We start from the raw sequence: 19715 nt of genomic DNA on the forward strand, positions 1-19715 counted from the left end.
TAATTAAAAAAGCCCTGAATTCAGGACTTTTTGTGTATTATATTAATTAAACTTTTCCAATAATTCTTTAATTCGTCTCATGGCTTCTCTAAGATCTTCTTCTGAAGCGGCATATGAGAATCTGATACATTCCGGACTTCCGAAAGAAAATCCTCCTACACATCCTACGTGGGCGTTTTCTAAAAGGAACATGGCAAAGTCGTCTGAATTTTTAATTTCCGTTCCATTTAATGTTTTTCCAATATAATGAGAGATGTCCGGGAAGAAATAGAAGGCTGCTTTGGGAAGTAAAACTTTAAACCCGGGAATTTCCTGGATCAAATCATATACAAGATCTCTTCTCTTTTTAAAAGCGTCAATCATATATTTATACTCGGAAGGATCCGTTTTTAAGGCTGTGATCGATGCTCTCTGGGCCATAGTATTTGCTCCGCTGGTCATTTGTCCTTGTACTTTTTCACAAGCTTTTGCCAGCCATTCAGGGCAGGCGGAATAACCGATTCTCCATCCTGTCATTGCAAATGCTTTAGACATTCCGTTGATTACAGCCGTTTGTTCATATACTTCCGGGAACTGTGCGATGGATGTGGTTTTGGTTTCGTAATTGATGAATTCATAGATTTCATCAGAGATAATCGTAATCTGAGGATATTTGGCAATTACTCTCGCTAAAGATTTCAATTCATCATAAGTATAATATCCTCCGGATGGATTACATGGTGAACTGAAAAGAATCGCTTTGGTTTTATCTGTAATCGCTTCTTCAAGTTGCTCTGCGGTAACTTTAAAATCGGTTACATAAGAAGTGGGAAGCATTACAGAAACTCCGCCCATCATTTTTACCATTTCATCATAGCTTACCCAATAAGGAGCAGGAAGAAGTACCTCGTCACCATCATTGATGATCGCTGCCAGGACATTTAAAATGGCTTGTTTTGCCCCATTGGAAACACAGATTTGAGTAGGTTTGTATTCCAGATTATTATCCCTTTTTAACTTATAAGCGATGGCTTCACGCAGTTCCAGAAACCCTGGAACAGGAGAGTAGTGGCTGTAATTTTGGTTAATGGCGTCGAAAGCTGCCTGTTTGATATTGTCAGGGACATCGAAGTCCGGTTCGCCAAGTGTTAAGCTGATGACATCAATCCCGCTAGCCTTCATTTCTCTGGCTTTGTTTGACATTACAAAAGTTTGTGAATATCCTAATCTTTTTACTCTATCTGAAAGTCTGTCCATGTATTTTTTGATTTAAACAAATATATAATAAAAACACCTTGTGGTGGTAATAAAAATCATCCTACTTTAAAGATTTTTATCAGGTTTATCCTTAATAATTCTAATTGAAATGGATATTGTTTTCTTAGGTAAGTTTTTGATAGAGAGTTCATACATCTTGAAGTTTTCCGGTATAATAAATAAAAGAAAATAGAAAATTGCTTTTTGATAACCTGTCTTAAAGTTTGAATAAAGCCAATAAAAAGCTATTTTTGCCAATTATAATAATTCACATGTCTACATCGTTACTATTAAAATACTTTCCGGACCTTACTGAAACACAGTTGGAGCAGTTTTCAAAACTCGAAGCGCTGTATAATGAATGGAATGAAAAGATCAATGTGATTTCCAGAAAGGATATGGAATCGCTGTATGAAAAGCATATTCTGCATTCTTTAGGAATTGCGAAGGTCATGGAGTTTGCACCAGGAACAAAAGTCTTGGACGTTGGGACAGGAGGTGGTTTTCCGGGGGTTCCTCTGGCTATTTTATTTCCTGAAGTGGAATTTACCCTGATTGACTCTATTGGGAAAAAAATCAGTGTAGTACAAGCAGTTTCTGAAGGAGTAGGTTTAAAAAATGTAACAGCAATTCACGGAAGAGCAGAAAAGCTAAAAGAAAAATTCCACTTTGTAGTCAGTAGAGCGGTAACCCAAATGCCGGAATTTTTGAGATGGCTGAAAGGCAAGTTTGAAAAAGAACAGTTTAATCCTAAACATAATGGGGTTTTATATTTAAAAGGGGGAGATCTTGCAGAAGAATTGGCTGGACTTAAATGTGAAATTTTTAATCTTAAAAACTACTTTGATGGAGAGTTTTTTGATACTAAAAAAGTAGTTTACTTATCAAAAGGTAATTTTAATTCCTAATTTTACATAAAATAGGAATAATTTTTGCTAAATATTTATTAATAATCAGAAAATTGAAGGTTATGAAAAAACTTTTAAATATTGGATTTTCAATAGGGTTGTTTGGCGTATTCCTGATTTCATGTAATGATGATGATTATCAGACAATAGAATCTATTGGTAAGATTAAGATAGATAGTGTAAAAACGATTCATGATACCATGGACGTTTTTACAGTGCAAAGTATAAAAACGTATTCTACTTATCCTTCTCATTGCGAAGGTTTTTATGGGTATGACTATATCCATGATGCTAATCTTGAAAGAACAGTCACTGCATATAAATACATTACAAACGGACCATGTGCGCAAGGAAGTTATGTGGGAGATAATCAAATCAATTTCAATCCACAGAGGAAAGGCACTTATACTTTTAAATTCTGGAATGGCGGCAACAATTGGATCACCAAAACCATTGTGGTAAAATAATAAAATTGATTGACATTTTCTGTTTTGTTGATTGCTCTGGTTAAATCAAAAAATGGAAAAGCGGTGTTGATTTGGACTTATTTTAAAAATATCCGGATAAATAAAGAAAAGCAAGAAGAAAACTAAAATCCCTGAAAAATTATACAATTTAAAAAAGTTATAAAGTCCCTTGAAATTTCTCAATAAGATTATTCACGAACTGCTAGCTCAAAACCCGGATCTTTCTGCGTTTAATATTATCTTACCCGGCAAACGTCCGATTGTATTCATCAGACAGATTTTGGAGGAGAATAACTATTCGGGGTTTCTTCCTAATTTTTTTACGGTAGAAGAATTGATCAATAAGATTGCTGATAAGCAGCCGATACAAGGAATTCCTTTGTGGCTCTTTTCATATGAGGTCTATCGCAGTCTGAATTTTATCCCTTATGAAGATTTTGCTGAGTTTTTAAAGTGGTTCCCAACCTTACAAAAGGATTGGGATGATATTTTGAAGTTTTCAGATAGTGATCAGGCTGTATTGCAATACATGTTTGATGAGGAAAGGATTAAAGAATGGGCTCAAAACCTTGGGGACGATGATGATGTCCCTAGGAAAAAGTTTCTTAATTTTTGGAGGAATATGAATGTCTTCCTTCCTGAATTAAAGAAGAAACTCCACGAAAAGAATTGGGCAACTTCAGGAATGATTCATGAGACGGCTAAAGCTGAGATTGAAAATTTTGCGAAAAATACTTCTGAACAGTTTGTGTTTTGCGGTTTTAATGCTTTTACACCGGTTGAAGAGAAATTGGTAAGAAGTTTATTGCGATGGGATAAGGCGCAATGTTTTTTTCAGGCAGATCATTATTATTTTGATGATGAAAGACAGGAGGCCGGTAAATTTCTTAGAAATCATAAAACCTGGAAAGAATTTGATGATAACAGAGCTTTCCAATGGATTGAAGATGATTTTAATGAGCCTAAAAAAATTAAAGTATACGAAGTCTCCGGAAATGTAACACAAACCAAAGTCTTACCGGAGATATTTAAAGAAATCAATAATAAAACTTATTCCAATACAGCGGTTGTATTGCTTGACGAGAACCTTTTGCCTGCAAGTCTGGATGTAATGCACGGGATCGAAAGTCTGAATATTACAATGGGTTTTCCGTTGAAAAATCTTTCTTTCTCCAATGCCGTAAAAAGATTGTTCTATCTGCAAAAACAATTGGAGAAAAACAAATCATCTTACTATTACAGGGATGTTTTTCCTATTTTGGAAGAGCTTCCGAAATCTGTTGAAGACGAGCTGATCATTAATGAATTTAAAGCAAAGATAGAAGAGCGGAATATTGTTTACATTTCCCGAAAACTTTTGCATGAGCTCTTGGCAGATTTGTCTTATTACGGATTGTTACAAAAGGCAACAGGAACGCATGGCTATCTGGATAAATTGATCGCGTTTTGCCAACAGGTAAAATGGCTGGAAATAGATGATATTCAATACGAGAATGTTTCTCATTTTGAAAATGCTTTCAGGATTATTAAAAACCAGCTAACTCCTTATGATATTGCTGTTAAAATGGAAACGCTGGAAATTCTAATCAATCAGCATATTAATTCGGAGAGTATAGATTTCCAGGGAGAACCTTTACGTGGGTTACAGATCATGGGGTTATTGGAGACCCGTCTCCTGAATTTTGACAATGTCATTATGCTTTCTGTGAATGAAGGAAAATTACCATTAGGGAATTCGCAGAATACTTATATCCCTTTTGATATCCGTAAGTTTTTTGATCTTCATACTTTTCTGGAAAATGACAGTATCTATGCTTATCACTTTTACAGGTTGATTCAGGACGCTAAGAATGTTCACTTGCTTTATAATGCTCTAAGTTCAGGGGTGAATACCGGGGAGAAAAGCCGCTTTATTACACAAATTGAGATGGAAAGTTCCCATCAGATAGAACATTTGATTATTGAGAATTCTTCAGAGCCTATTGCCACTAAACCTATAGAAATTTCCAAAACACAAATTGTAAGAGAAAAGCTTAAGAAATGGAAAGAAAAAGTATCAGCTTCACACCTTACCAGTTACCTGTATAATCCTATTGATTTCTACTTATCCAAAATTTTGAATACCTCAGAAACGGATGAAATTGAAGAAGAATTATCTGTAAAGAACTATGGAAATCTAGTTCATTATTCCCTTCAAGAAGTGTATGAGGTAATTAAAGGTAAGGTTTTAAAAGAAAGTGATTTACAGAATTCAATTGAAGCTATAGATAAGTATATAGATATTGCTATTGAAAAGCTTAAGCATCAACCGGAATTCTATGAAAAAGGGATGAACTACATCCATAAAGCTATTGCCAAAAAGGTGATTGAAAATATTCTCAATCATGATCTTGACCTTATAAAACAAGGAAACAAATTAGAGATTGTAGACATTGAAAGAAAATTTGAAAACGTAGAATTTTACCTTGAAGGAAATGATAAAATCTCGTTCTTCGGATTTATCGACAGGATTGATAAACTCAACGGAACCTTAAGGATTATTGATTATAAAACAGCTAAAATCAAAAATCTTAATGTGAAAATTGACGAAGATAATGTATCGGAATACTTCCATAATAGCGATAGAAAACAGGCACTACAGCTATGTATTTATCACTATGTTGTTCAACATCTTCCTGAATTCTGGGGATTTCCTATTGAAACTGGAATCTGGAGTTTTGCAGAAGCCCGAAAGGGAGTTGTGTCATTGCAATTCGATAAAGGTGATATTGATGATGCAATGAAATCTGTCAAGAGTCTGATTCTGGAAATTTTGAATCCGGATATTAACTTTATAGAAAATGTAAAGTCCTATTAAAAACAGTCTGAAAAGATATTATTAGCCTAAACTTTGGACAAGAAATAATTAGTAAATGAAAGAAGAAACCTGATGTTTTCTGTCGCATAAGAATATATTCTTTCAACTTTAGTGATTCTTTTGAGGGGTTGTTTAAAATTTTATCCAAAAAACAATTAACATAAAATACTTTTTTTGTTTTTTCTTAAAAGAAAGAATAGTTCATGTTTTTTTGTCGAATTTTAACCGGATCTTGCGGTATAATTGTATATTTACCGTAAACTTTCCCTTCTAAAGTTGAACTTGAATAAACTCCCGATTGTCCTATGAAAAAGCTTCTGATATTTTTAGCTATAGGTTTTTCTTTGACCCTTTGGTCCCAACAAAAAAATGATTCTCTGAATATTGCATTACAAAATGTTACTAAAGATACTAAGTTTGGCTTAGCACTTAGTGGAGGCGGAGCCAAAGGATTTGCCCATATTGGTATTTTGAAAATGATTGATTCCTTGGGAATTAAAGTAGATTATATTACAGGAACCAGTATGGGAGGAATTCTTGGAGGTTTGTATGCGATGGGATATAATGCCGATCAACTAAAGAAAAAGATCTACAAAGTGGATTGGTATAGGATTCTCAGTAATAAAATTCCTTATAATAAAGTCAATATCAGTGAAAAGGATGAGTATGATAAATACATATTGGAATTTCCCGTTGTAAAAGGAGTTCCAACACTTCCAAGTTCTTATATTGAGGGACAATATATGGGAGAAGTTCTTAATACACTTACCTTTAATGCAAAACATATCAACGACTTTAGCCAATTACGGATCCCCGTAGAGCTTACGTCTTCCGATATAGAAAATGGTGGTCTGGTGATGCAAAAAAAAGGTTCCTTACCATTGGCTATTCGTTCTACTTTGGCTATCCCGGCAGCTTTTGCTCCTGTTTATATTGATGGAAAACTTTTGGTAGATGGTGGCTTAGATCGAAACTATCCTGCAAATGAAGTTCGTGAGATGGGTGCTGATTTTGTAATTGGAGGATATACCGGCTTCAGGCTCTTTACTAAAAAAGAGATTGAAAATCCGATGAAAATGATTTATCAGACTCATGCTATCCGTTCTGTGGAAGATTTTAAACACCAGAAGGCTTTATCCAATATTTTAGTAGACTTTGTAAACCCTTTGGGAGATATCACAACAAAAGACTTTGCACAATATCGAAAGATTATTAAAATTGGTGAAATAGAAGCTAGAAAACATCTGCCGGAATTTGTGGCACTGGCAGAAGCTCAACGAAAATTGGGCATTAAATATGAGCATGAAATGATTGAAGAAGTAAAGTTGCCTACTACAAAATTTACATTCAGTGAAGAAGATGGCACACCGCTTACAGATCCCGTGGAGGTAGAAACCATCAAGAGAGAGATGGGGTTGAAAGAAGGAAAGTACTATGATGTAAAAGAGGTAAATGAGGCCGTGGACAGGGTGTTTGGAATGCGTCAATATATAAAAGTATATTATACATATACAAAGGTAGATGATGGCCTCGTGATGAATGTTTTTGTTAAAAAGACAAAAAAAGGAGCCTTCAAACTGGCACTGCATTATGACAATGAGCAATCAGTAGGGATTATTGTTAACTATACGTACAGAAATCTTTTTGCAAACAGATCTAGGTTCTTAGCAACGATAGATGTTTCAGAGCGTTTTAAAGCGAGATTAGCCTACCAACAGTTTTTAGGTACTGGTGATCGTTGGTGGTTTGATGCAGAAGCAAAAATAATTCATTTGAAAAGTAATGATTTAATCTTTAGAATGTTTGATTTCGACGAGGAAGGAGGTACTTCTAAATTCCCTAATCATATGTACAGAAATATTACAGGAAAGATTGCTTTTAATTATAATGTAAGTTCTAATGCATTTTTTTCCTTAGGAACAGAGTTTAGTGCAGAGAGGTTGTATACTTTATTGGATAAAGTAGATCAGTCTAAGGTAGATAATTTTAGTAAAAAATTGTATAGCCATAGTAACTTTAATACCTTTTTTAAATTTGAGCAAAACAGCCTGAACAAAAGATATTTTTTTACAAGAGGAAATCATCTTCAGGTGAGCGCAAGATATTACTATGGAGATCAATATGATTTATATGATTTGAAGAATGTACAACCTCAATTATACCCTCTTTTAAATCCTAATGAAGAATATTATTATATTCCTAAAAATCTTGTATCATTTTCTTTAAATGAGAATTTTGCATATCCGATTACAAGGAGATTAACAGCTAAAGCTAATGTTTTTTTAGGAACTAACTTTGGTTCAATAAGAGAAGAAGCACTTCCTTATCTTTTCCTTAATCAAAAATACAATTTAGGAGGAAGTGAATATAATTATGATATTATGAACCCGGAATTTAATGGTCTTCGTCAAAAGGAATTGCCGTTAACCTCTGTTGCTAAAGTAGGAATAGCACTGCAATACAGAATTATGAAAAAATTATATCTTACTCCTTCTGTTCATTATGGTAAGATCAGCCAAGAACTTTCCCCTTTTAATGATGAGCAAAATCTGTTTGGATATGGATTAAATCTGGGATATGAATCTCTTATTGGACCTATTAATATTAATGTTTCCAGAAATGACCAGCTTGATTTTTCAAGAATATATTTCAGTATTGGATTCAAATTTTAAACGATTTATAACAATAAAAAACACCTCATTTGAATGAATGAGGTGTTGTGTAAAAATTAACTTAAAATGATATATGAAGAGAAACTAAGGTGTTATAATTTTACTTTTTTATTGATAACTTTTCCGTTAGCCAGAGTTATTTGTACCATATAAACTCCGGAGTCTAAACTTCTGGATTCAAATTGTGGTCTATTGATTTCCTGTTGAAGAATCAAAGCACCGGAAATGCTGTAGACACTAATATTTTTAATATCATTTTTGGCCTTTGCCTTGATCTGTTGATTTTGTGTAAATATATCCGCATTGTTTTCAGATACAAGATTACCACCAATTGCTTTATTGAATTGCAGATTATAAAATGGAGTAACAATTTCAAAAGTATAGCTTTGATGATCCAAACCATTTAGATCAATTCCTCCGGCTTCGCGATATTGTTCTTTAGATATCGTTTTGATTAAAGTTTTATTTTCATCAAAAATATTTACGGAAGAAAGTTGATCCTGGTCTAATTTTAATTTTAAAACAGTATTGATTTCGGATTGTACAATCTCATTTTCTGCAATTTCTGCAGGAGTATTTTTAATGTATGGGATAAGTTTGTTTTCATTGTTTTCTGATACTTTCAATAAATACACTCCATCTTTTAATGAAGATAAATTATTATTGATCGCAGGCCTTTTAGCGGCTTTTTCTTTGTTAAAGTCGGCAACTTCAATCAGCTGCATATTTCCAAGCTCGGGTTTGATTTGGGAAGAGGATAAAGGATAAATTTCCGAAGTCTTATTTGTTGACTGTTTCCCAAAGACAGAGCCTGCAATAGCCCATTGATTTAAAAAACCTCCGCTTCTTAGTGTATTGAATTTAGCATTAGAGGCTAATACAAAAGGAACGATTCCTCCGACATGTCCGACGGGGCCCCAGTAGAAGGATTCCAGTTGGTATTTATTCAAATCCCACCAAGGATAATATCCTCTTTGTACATCTATTGTTTTTGAAGTGTTTTCAGGTGGAATCGCCAAATCTATGGTGGCATGACCTAATGTCATTGGAGTTTTATTATACCAGTTATATACATCTTTTTGTTGTAAACATTGTCTGAATATATGATTGGAATTATTGGTGACATCATTGATGAAATTATTGGTGAAAAGCTTTCTCCAAATCACAGGTCCCCACAGCAGGCCTCCATTGTCCTGAACTACATAATAATTGTATTTATCCAGGTACTCGGCAGATATCACTTCTGAAATATTGTTAGTATAAGTTTTATATCCTGCGTTATTGCAACTGTTCAGAACATTGGCCAAGAATGCTGTAAATGGATAAATATCTTTTTCTAGAACCCCCTTCTTTAAGGTAGTTTCCGACATGTCGTAAGGACCGTCACCCATATAAGCATATTTAAACTTTATATTATTAGGATTGGAAATGCTTAATCTTTTCAATGTTGACATAGCAGCATGACCTCCTTGAGAATATCCGGCTAAAAAGTATTCATCGTAGCGTTTTATTCCCAATTGTGCCAAAACTTTATTAGCTGCAGTCATGAAATCTATAGTCGCTCCTGCCTCAGTAGCATAATCTACGTAAGGATGAACGCCGTCTCCTGTTCCCATTCCTACATAATCAGGAGCCATCAGGATGTAGCCGTTAAGAACATAAGATAACTCTACAACAAAACCGGCTGTCATCGTCCCTTTAAAATTAGATGGAACATTGTTTCTGCTGTCGGTTGTTCCATGATCAGATACAACAGTTGAAAGTTTGAAGTTTACATTGGGGAACATAAGCATCCCCGTCGCTTTTACAAGGTTATTCTTTTCATTTTTAGTGTAATAAGTAATTTTATAGCCTTTTAAGCCTACATTGAAACCGTTGAGATAGCTTACAAAATCCGGAGCATTTTGTTCTCCCAGATTATTAGCGATAAAATTGGCAACTCCTTGTGGGGTTAAATCGAGTTTTTTTTCAGCGCTTACCAGGTCTCCGGCCTGCTGGGCAAAATAAAATGGAGCTGTAAGCGCTAGTAAAAATGTTGTGGTTTTTTTCATATTGACGTTTTTTTTATTCTATTAAGATATTATTTTTAATAAATCAATAATAACATTACAACATCAATAATTATTCATTGAATATAAAATCTCTGGAATGTGAGTAAAATAAAAGAGTCTGATCACGTGACCAGACTCTTTCAATATGTTTTGTTTTGATTTAGAATGCGTTAATTCCTGTAATATCTAAACCGGTGATTAACAAATGAACATCGTGAGTTCCCTCATAAGTGATTACAGACTCTAAATTGGCTGCATGTCTCATCATTGGGAATTCACCCATAATTCCCATTCCTCCAAGAATCTGTCTTGATTCTCTGGCAATATCAATAGCCATTCTCACGTTGTTACGCTTAGCCATCGAAATTTGGGCAGGGGTTGCTTTATGGTCGTTTTTAAGATTTCCTAATTGAAGACATAATAATTGAGCTTTTGTAATTTCCGTTAAGAATTCAGCAAGCTTCTTCTGTTGAAGCTGATAAGAACCAATTGGCTTACCAAATTGCTTTCTTTCTTTGGAATATTGAACAGCAGTACAATAACAATCAATTGCAGCACCGATTACTCCCCATGAAATACCATATCTTGCAGAATTCAAACATGATAAAGGTCCTTTCAATCCGGTTACTCCCGGAAGTAAGTTTTCTTTCGGAACTTTTACATTATTAAATACCAATTCTCCTGTTTTTGAAGCTCTTAAACTCCATTTATTGTGAGTCTCCGGAGTAGTGAAACCTTCCATTCCTCTTTCAACAATTAATCCTTGTACTTTGCCTTCTTCATTTTTGGCCCAAACTACAGCAATATCACATAAAGGAGAATTGGTGATCCACATTTTGGCACCATTTAAAAGATAATGGTCTCCCATATCTTTAAAATAAGTCTCCATAGAACCCGGATCAGAACCGTGGTTAGGCTCTGTCAGCCCGAAAGATCCGATCATTTCGCCTGCAGCAAGTTTAGGAAGGTATTTCTTTTTCTGTTCTTCAGAACCGAATTCGTTAATAGGAAACATCACCAAAGAACTCTGTACGGACGCAGCAGAACGTACTGCTGAATCTCCTCTTTCCAACTCCTGCATAATCAGACCATAAGAAATCTGGTCTAGTCCGGAACCGCCATATTCAACCGGGATATAAGGACCCAACGCTCCAATTTTCCCTAATTCTCTCATAAGGCCCGGAAGGTCTGTATGGTTTTGTGCGGCCTGATCAATCTGCGGCATTACAAAACTTTCAACCCAGTCTCTTACAGATTGGCGGATCAGTTTATGTTCTTCAGTAAGTAAAGCATCAATTCCGTAATAATCAGGGATGCTTGTAAGAGGATAATATGACATGATTTTTTGATTTTGTTAAAAATAACATTTTTCGTGGTGTTCTGAAAATTTTTTTGAAAACTTATGTTATTGTTGGTTTTCAATTATATACCGCCTTGTGAGGCATTTCCGGTATCAGGTTTGGCGCTTTTAAGCTTCCTCATCATTGGATATAGGATACTGATTGGTAGCATTATGGACCTTGCTTTTGAATTTATACAAGTAAGGAGCCTTATTGGCAGATCCGTCGTAAAGCTTTTCCAGTCGATCCAAAATGTTTAAACTTAATATTTTACGCTGGAAATTGTTTCTCCTGAATTTCTGTCCTAAAATGGTTTCGTAAAGCAATTGAAGGTCCTTCATGGTAAATTTCTCAGGAAGCAAATTACTGGCAGCCACTTCGGTATTGATATTCATTCTTAAATATTCCAATCCGGTTTCTATGATTCTGTCATGGTCAAAAGCCATTTGGGGTAATTTGTTGACCTCAAACCATTCACAACTTTCATTAAAGGCATCAGGAAATGTATTAGCCATTGAAAAATCAATAAGACTACAATATCCAACCGTAATAAATCTCTGAAAGATCCAGTGATCTTCCGGAACCTCTATTCCTTTGTTTTTAAGAAGAATCTGATGAACATTGTTTTCAGTACGGTCTATTCTCCCAAATGTATGGAATTGTTTTAAAAATAAGTCTTTAAGATGGGTTCTTTCGTACAAAACCCTTTCTGCAGCTTCACGGAGATCTTCATCATTGAAAACAAAACCACCGGGAAGTGACCATAGATCCAAATCATGATACTTTAAAAGCAAGACTTTCAAAATATTATTATGAAATCCGAAAATGGTGCAATCCACTGATATATGGGCAACAAAATCTTTGGTGTCGATAAGTTCCCGAAGTGTTTCTTTGCTTTTTGTGTCTTTGATTTTCATGGCAGTAAAAATAAAACTATTTTCTATATTTTCTTTTTGAGATGTTAAAATATATCAAACTAATGATAAAAAGAACTGTTACAGAGGATAAAATATATAAAGGATAAAAATTGAGCAATTGTTTTCCAAACAGTACTGCCATAATAATGGAGCTGACGGAACTTCCCAGAGATGAAAAAATTACAATGAGTGAAGTGAAGAGATTCACTTTATCTTTATCAATTTGTGCAATCATTTTTGAATTGATCACAGGATAGAGTGGTGATAAAAACAAACCTATCACCGGAAATAAAAAAAGTATCACCCCGGAATCTGCGGATTCGAAATATTGTATTCCTACGATGACACCCAATAAAACGATAATTAAAGCCATACATGACATATAATATCCGGATAATGGAAATCTTCGAATGATATTAGCTGTTATTGTCCTGCCCGCATACGAAAATACAGCCAAAAAAGAAGTGGCCTGAAGCGCAAAAAATGATCCTACCTTTAAATGATTTTTATAAAAAGAAGGAAGCCAGGAGTTGAACCCTTGTTCTACAAAAACAATAAAAAATATAACCCCTAGAAATAATAGTACAGAAGGTGTTGAGAATCCTGACAACTCAGAGATAATGCTCTTGTTTTCTGTTGGTTTTGCTTCCGATATTGTCATTCTCGCAAATAGAAAAATTGTTATTGCAGAAAGGAGCGTGATTAATAGAAAACCAAATTTCCAGAATTCTGAATATTGACTCGATATCAGCCATCCAAAACAAGTGTTTACAACAAAGATTCCAATCATAAAAGAAGCTTCAACGCTGTTCATGGTTTTAGCCAAAGACTTTTCATCGGAAATATTGTTTCTGATAATTCCAAAAACGCAAATTTTACCAATGGCAAAACAAGCTCCGATGATGGCAAACCATAATTTATAAAACCAAAAAACTTCTATAAAAGGTAGGAGAGAAGAGCAAATTCCAACAATAACCAAAGCCAATATTAATGCTTTTTTAGTACCAGTTTTATTGATAAAACTTACGGCAAAAAGGGAAATAAAAGCAATCGGAAGATCCTTGAATGATTCTAAAAGTCCTAATTCTCCATAGGTTATTTTTTCTTCGGATAACTGCAATATAATTAATCCCATGCAATTTAAAACCATTGAAAAAATCAGAAAAGTTAGTTTTAATGGAAGTGAAATATGAGAAAGTTTAGAGGTCATTTTGGGGATCAGCTTTATTGTTTTTTTATAATTTTTTCCGGATTATGATATGAAAATTGTGGCTTTCAGCCCTCAAAAATAAAAGAAAAATTAAAATATTTATGAATCTAATGTTAATTAATTGGAAAAAAATATATTTTTATTGTCTCAATTTGAGAATTAAAATAATAACTATATATGAATGTAAGAATATCAAGAAGCTTAGGAATGGTAGCCGCCCTCTATTTTACGGCTAACTTTAGTGCCCAGACTAAGGTGAAGGACAGTCTTTCCAAGGAAAACAAAATTGATGAGATCGTCATGATCGGTTATGGTACGCAGAAAAAAAGCAATGTAACCGGTGCGATATCCAGTGTGAGGGCAAAGGATATTGAAGACATTCCTGCCGGTAAGCCCGAACAAGTGCTTCAGGGAAGAGCCGCAGGGGTTTCTGTAGTAACCAATTCAGGACAGCCGGGATCAGCCGCTACTGTAAGGGTCCGTGGGATTACCAGCTTTGGAGCGGGAAGCAATGATCCGTTATGGGTAGTAGATGGGATTGTTGTAGATAATATAGCATGGCTCAATCAATCTGATATTGAAAATATTGAAATTCTAAAAGATGGTGCTTCTTCTGCGATCTATGGTGTTTCTGCTGCTAAAGGAGTGATTTTGGTAACAACTAAAAAGGGTAGGAAAGGAAGAATGAATCTAACCTATAATGGTTTTTACGGTGTTGGATCAGCTTCAAAAAAACTTGACCTCCTGAATGCCAGTCAATATGGAATGATTATCAACGAAGCATTAACTAATGCAGGAAAAACACCAAGATTTACCAATCCTCAATCTTTTGGAACCGGAACAGATTGGCAGGATGTCATATTCAATACTGCGGAAAGAACTTCTCATGAATTTAGCCTGAGTGGAGGAAATGATAAATCCACTTTTTATACTTCATTTGGTTATTACGAGCAGGATGGTATTGTATTAAGAGATATTTCCAATTACAAGAGAATGAATGTAAGGTTGAACTCAACGCATAAAGTCTTTGACTTCCTTACAATCGGACAAACTTTGTCTTATACGCATCAAAAAACAAAAGGAATCAATGCTAATGACGAATATGGAGGACCGTTAAGCTCAGCTATCAATCTTGATCCTATAACCCCGGTAGTAGCTACTGATCCGGCTTTATTGAATACCAGTCCATACAATAACGCATTGCTTTCTCCTTATTTGATGAGAGATGCCTTTGGGAATCCTTACGGAGTTTCCACTATTGTAGAAAATGAAATGACGAATCCCCTGGCTTTCCAAAAAACTCAACTTGGAAAATACAATTGGTCTGATGACTTTGTTGCCAATATATTTGCAGAATTAAAGTTTCTTGAGCATTTTACATTCAAATCTACATTGAACGGAAAGCTTTCTTATTGGGGAAAAGAACAATTTACGCCTAAGTATTATCTGAATACCAACTCCAGAAATACTGTTTTTAATAGCTTTTTAAGAGAAAGCAATAGAAAACTGGAATGGAATACCGAGAATACATTAACCTATCAGAATAAGTGGGGTGCTCATAATTTAAGTGTATTGATAGGACAAGGTGCTTATTTTTATAATATAGGCTCCGGAAATAATACGACTTACACGAATCTTCCGGTAGATAATTGGGAAGATGCTTCTTTTAATTTTGATGTACCTCAGGAAAATCGTGCTACAACAGCTTATGATGGAGTAGAAACCCATAAAGCTTCTTATTTTGCAAGAGTTATTTATGATTATAACGATAAATACCTTTTCACAGGAACAATCCGTAGAGACGGATCGTCCAAATTTGCAAAAAACAGACATTGGGGAAATTTCCCGGCATTCTCGTTAGGATGGAATGTTTCCAATGAAAATTTCTGGCCGGAAAATAAAATTGTAAATAGTCTGAAATTAAGGGGAGGCTATGGAGTACTGGGAAATGATGCTATTGAAAACTTCAGATTTGCCAATTTCCTTAAATCAGGAAGCAATTATACGTTTGGAGATAATAATATTATCATCGGATATGCTCCTACAACCCTTGAAAATCCGGACTTACGTTGGGAAGAAACGTCTCAGCTGAACATAGCCGCTGATTTGAAATTAATTCAGAATGTTACTTTAACGGTAGATTGGTTTAAAAAGAAAACCACAGATATTCTTCGTCAGGTAGATATCCCGGGATATGTAGGTGCTCCCGACAGACCTTGGAGAAATGTAGGTGACATGAATAATACCGGAGTAGAGATTAGTTTAGGATATAAAAAGAACTGGTCCGATTTCGGAATCTCAGTCAATGGTAATTTCTCATATCTAAAGAATGAAGTAACCCGACTTGAGGATAACAAAATATACGAAAATGCAGCCTCGTTTATGTCTATGGGACCGGTTACCAGATTCCAGGTTGGCGCTCCATACGGTGCTTTCTACGGCTATAAAAATATGGGGATTTTCCAGACTCAGGAAGAGATTGATGCTTATAGAAACGCTAAAGGAGATTTAATTCAGCCCAATGCTAAGCCCGGTGATTTTAAAAGAATGGATGTAAATGGTGACGGCAAAATTAATCAGGATGATTATGAATATTTAGGAAGTTCCGTTCCCAAGTTTACTTACGGGCTGACAGTCAATCTTAATTATAAGAACTTTGACATGATGATCTTTGCGCAAGGGCAGGGAGGAAATAAGATTTTTCAAGGTTTAAGAAGATTAGATCTTTTCTATGCCAATTATCAGACTGCTATTCTTGATCGCTGGACGGGACCGGGAACTTCAAATACTATTGCAAGATTGGATGCGGACGATAAAAACGACAATTATACAAAAATGTCCGATTATTATCTTCAGAAAGGAGATTTTGTAAGGATTAAACTGATTCAACTAGGATATACATTACCGGCAGATGTTTCGAAACGTTTTGGTGCTAATAAAGTAAGATTTTATGTAACCGGGGAGAACCTTTTCACATTTACAAAATACACCGGCTATGATCCTGAAATTGCTGCGAATGATTCATATGGTATAGACCGAGCTTACTATCCACAAGCCAGAACATTTTTATTTGGAGCCAATATTCAATTTTAAAAAACAACGACATGAAAAACAGATTCTATAAAACAATAGTATTGGCCGCTCTTACCTCCGGCGTTGCATTCAGTTCCGTATCTTGCGGTAATGAATTTATTGAGGATGTAAAAAATAAAGGAGCTTTTGACTCGAATAACTATTTTCAAAATGAAGAACAGGCTTTCAGTGCGCTCGTGTCTGTATATGATTTGCTTAGAAAATATTCAGGAGGATTTGAAAATACCGTAACCTTTTTCAACGCTGGATCTGATGATTTTTATTCAGGAGGAGGAAGTTCTACGGATGGTGCCGGTATACAGGGGTTTTCAAACTATTCAATTGATCAGATTACCGTTCCTAAGACTTATTGGAACGATTTTTATCAGGGAATTGCTAGAGCTAATCTTCTGCTGCAAAGGATTCCGAATACTAAAATGAACGACCAGACTAGGAACAGGTTTATAGCAGAAGCCAAGACCTTAAGAGCGCTGTACTATTTTGAGTTGTTGAAAATGTTTGGGAATATCCCATTGATTTTACAGCCTATTTCTGCAACGGATAATTATTATGATGTTCCTCAGGTGGAGCCACAGAAAGTATATGATCAGATAGAGGCTGATATATTGGCTTCTATTAAAGATTTACCATTATCTATTGCTCCTGCCAATAAAGCCGAAGTAGGGCGAATCAGCCAAGGAACGGCACGTGCTATTTTGGGGAAAATTTATCTGTATAATAATAAAAAAGATCTTGCTGCTGCTCAGTTTGCTGAAGTGAACGGAACTCCCGGACAGGTAAGCCAATACGGATATAAATTAGTAGCCGATTATAATGATTTATGGAAAGCAGGAAGTAAGTTCACTACAGAATCCATTTTGGAAGTGATGCATACCAACAAAGGGAATTCCGATTGGCCATTCTGGGGACAAGGGAAGGATGAAGGAAACTCAATCTGTATTATGATAGGACCAAGAGGATATAACAGACTGAAACCTACTGCTCCGGATATTGTTTCCGGCTGGGCTTTTAATACGGGAACAGATGATCTTTTCAATTTTATGAAAGATGATCCAAGGCTGAAAGCTACTTTATTAAATGCAAAACAGCTGGTGGCAGACAGCATGATTACTTATACACCGGCTCACAATGATACAGGGTATTTCCTTAATAAATATCTTCCGAACAGGGATGAGGTTTCTACGCTTCCGGGAGCTCCTGAACTTAATTACAGCAGAAATTACATTGTAATCAGATTGGCAGACACTTATCTTATGGAAGCAGAAGCACTCAATGGTTCCGGAGCAAGAGCTCAGGCATTATTGGATGCTGTAAGAGCCAGGGTAGGGTTGTCTTCAATACCTGTTTCTATGCAGGCGATAAAAGATGAGCGAAGAAGAGAATTGGCGGGGGAAGGACATAGATGGTTTGATTTGGTAAGATGGGGAGATGCTCCTTCCAGATTGGCTTCGAGAGGGTTTAAGTCCGGTAAGAATGAGCTTTTGCCTATTCCTTACAATGAACTTATCAATACAAAGATTAAGCAAAACCCGGGCTATTAAAATATGAAGTTTTTCAACTTATATAGTTTCTTTAAAGGTGCCGCACTACTTAGTGGTGTGGTACTTTTTCCTTTGTCTTGTACAGCACAAAACCATAAAAATAAAGTTCAATACTGGCTTACAAAAGGGGATGAAAGTGTAAAATTAGAGCTTCAGGCTCCTATACGATTTGTAAATAATTCCAATAGCCTTCAGAATATTGAAATTGATGAAACTCAAAAGTTTCAATATATTGATGGTTTTGGATATACATTGACAGGTGGAAGTGTTGAGGTTATTAACCGTTTGTCACCATCAAAAAGGAAGGCTTTACTGTATGAGCTTTTTGGAAATGATAAAAACTCAATATCCATAAGTTACCTAAGATTGAGTATTGGAGCTTCTGATTTGGATGGAGAAGTATTTTCTTATGATGATTTGCCGGAAGGGGACACTGATGTTTCACTTTCAAAATTCAGTTTAGCGAAAGATAAAGCTCTTATAGTGATGTTAAAAGAAATTTTAACCATTAACCCTAAAATTAAAATCATTGCTGCTCCTTGGTCTGCACCGGTTTGGATGAAAGATAACGAGAAGTCAAAAGGCGGAAGTTTAAAACCTGAATTCTATAGTGTTTATGCCCAATATTTAGCAAAATACATTCAGGAAATGAAGAAAGAAAGCATTGTGATTGATGCCATCACTCCTCAAAATGAGCCTTTACATCCCGGAAATAATCCTAGTTTATATATGCCTTCCGAGCAGCGGGGAGATTTTATTAAAAACCATTTGGGTCCTGTTTTTAAAAGGGAAGGTATTAAAACTAAAATTGTGATATATGATCATAATTGCAATAAACCGGAATATGCTATGGATATTTTAAAAGATCCTGATGCCTATCAATATATTGACGGATCTGCTTTCCATTTGTACGAAGGTGATATCTCTGCATTGAGCATTGTTCATAAAGCCTTTCCGAAGAAAAATTTATACTTTACGGAGCAGTGGACAGGAGCGAAAGGAACTTTTAATGAAGACTTCAATTGGCACACGAAGAATGTGATTATCGGATCCATGAGAAACTGGAGTAAAACTGCTTTAGAGTGGAATTTGGCCAATGACTCGAAATATGGTCCGCATACTGTTGGTGGCTGTACGGAATGTAAAGGAGCGATTACGGTTTCTGATAGTGAAAATTTTACCAGAAACGTTTCATATTACATTATTGCCCATGCTTCCAAATTTGTCCCTACAGGCTCTCAACGGATTGCTTCGACACAAACGGAAAAGCTTTCAACCGTGGCATTTAAGACGCCTGAGGGAAAAACGGTCTTAATTGTACAGAATGGAAGTCCTTCAGATGAAAGATTTAGTATTAAATTTGCCGGAAAAACCGCTTCTGTAACAATCCCCGGAAGTTCAGCAGCAACATATATTTTTTAAA

General features: G+C 35.3%; 12 protein-coding genes. 7 read left to right on the forward strand and 5 right to left on the reverse strand.

The window, feature by feature from the left end:
• Window positions 1-42 precede the first annotated feature (42 nt).
• The gene (locus CW752_RS00515) at window positions 43-1236 is read right to left on the reverse strand and encodes a pyridoxal phosphate-dependent aminotransferase (protein WP_101237846.1); all 1194 of its coding nucleotides are present in this window, start codon (window positions 1234-1236) and stop codon (window positions 43-45) included.
• 272 nt (window positions 1237-1508) lie between these two features.
• On the opposite strand from CW752_RS00515, the gene rsmG reads away from it, so the two are divergent.
• From rsmG to CW752_RS00540, 4 genes are all read left to right on the forward strand, one after another.
• Window positions 1509-2144 carry a 16S rRNA (guanine(527)-N(7))-methyltransferase RsmG gene (gene rsmG, locus CW752_RS00525; RefSeq protein ID WP_101237848.1) on the forward strand — a complete coding sequence of 212 codons (636 nt, stop codon included), beginning with the start codon at window positions 1509-1511 and terminating at the stop codon, window positions 2142-2144.
• 62 nt (window positions 2145-2206) lie between these two features.
• Window positions 2207-2611 carry a hypothetical protein gene (locus tag CW752_RS00530; RefSeq protein WP_101237849.1) on the forward strand — a complete coding sequence of 135 codons (405 nt, stop codon included), beginning with the start codon at window positions 2207-2209 and terminating at the stop codon, window positions 2609-2611.
• A 169-nt stretch (window positions 2612-2780) separates the two neighbouring features.
• On the forward strand, window positions 2781-5468 hold the full coding sequence (locus tag CW752_RS00535; protein WP_101237850.1) for a PD-(D/E)XK nuclease family protein: 2688 nt from the start codon (window positions 2781-2783) through the stop codon (window positions 5466-5468).
• Between the two features lie 305 nt (window positions 5469-5773).
• Window positions 5774-8140: a patatin-like phospholipase family protein gene (locus tag CW752_RS00540; RefSeq protein WP_101237851.1), complete on the forward strand. Its 2367-nt coding sequence runs from the start codon at window positions 5774-5776 to the stop codon at window positions 8138-8140.
• A gap of 92 nt (window positions 8141-8232) precedes the next feature.
• Here the strand turns inward: CW752_RS00540 and CW752_RS00545 are convergent, their stop codons facing one another.
• The 4 genes from CW752_RS00545 to CW752_RS00560 all read right to left on the reverse strand — a co-directional run bounded on the left by CW752_RS00545 (window position 8233) and on the right by CW752_RS00560 (window position 13658).
• Entirely contained in the window at window positions 8233-10191 is a 1959-nt protein-coding gene (locus CW752_RS00545) for a T9SS type A sorting domain-containing protein (protein WP_101237852.1), read from the reverse strand.
• Window positions 10192-10351: 160 nt separating this feature from the next.
• Entirely contained in the window at window positions 10352-11530 is a 1179-nt protein-coding gene (locus tag CW752_RS00550) for an acyl-CoA dehydrogenase family protein (protein WP_101237853.1), read from the reverse strand.
• 129 nt (window positions 11531-11659) lie between these two features.
• On the reverse strand, window positions 11660-12448 hold the full coding sequence (locus tag CW752_RS00555; protein ID WP_101237854.1) for an NUDIX hydrolase: 789 nt from the start codon (window positions 12446-12448) through the stop codon (window positions 11660-11662).
• A 16-nt stretch (window positions 12449-12464) separates the two neighbouring features.
• A complete protein-coding gene (locus tag CW752_RS00560) occupies window positions 12465-13658 on the reverse strand; it encodes an MFS transporter (protein WP_101237855.1) in 1194 nt (397 codons plus the stop codon).
• Window positions 13659-13835: 177 nt separating this feature from the next.
• Here CW752_RS00560 and CW752_RS00565 point away from each other — a divergent pair, with 177 nt between their 5' ends.
• From CW752_RS00565 to CW752_RS00575, 3 genes are read left to right on the forward strand one after another with little or no spacing between them, the layout of a single operon-like run.
• On the forward strand, window positions 13836-16751 hold the full coding sequence (locus CW752_RS00565; protein ID WP_101237856.1) for a SusC/RagA family TonB-linked outer membrane protein: 2916 nt from the start codon (window positions 13836-13838) through the stop codon (window positions 16749-16751).
• Between the two features lie 11 nt (window positions 16752-16762).
• Window positions 16763-18292 (forward strand): RagB/SusD family nutrient uptake outer membrane protein, encoded by a 1530-nt coding sequence (locus CW752_RS00570; protein WP_101237857.1) that lies wholly within the window; start codon window positions 16763-16765, stop codon window positions 18290-18292.
• 3 nt (window positions 18293-18295) lie between these two features.
• Window positions 18296-19714: a glycoside hydrolase family 30 protein gene (locus CW752_RS00575; protein ID WP_101237858.1), complete on the forward strand. Its 1419-nt coding sequence runs from the start codon at window positions 18296-18298 to the stop codon at window positions 19712-19714.
• Window position 19715: the final 1 nt, after the last annotated feature.

It is taken from the genome of Chryseobacterium sp. PMSZPI, assembly GCF_002835665.1.
Taxonomy (GTDB): domain Bacteria; phylum Bacteroidota; class Bacteroidia; order Flavobacteriales; family Weeksellaceae; genus Chryseobacterium.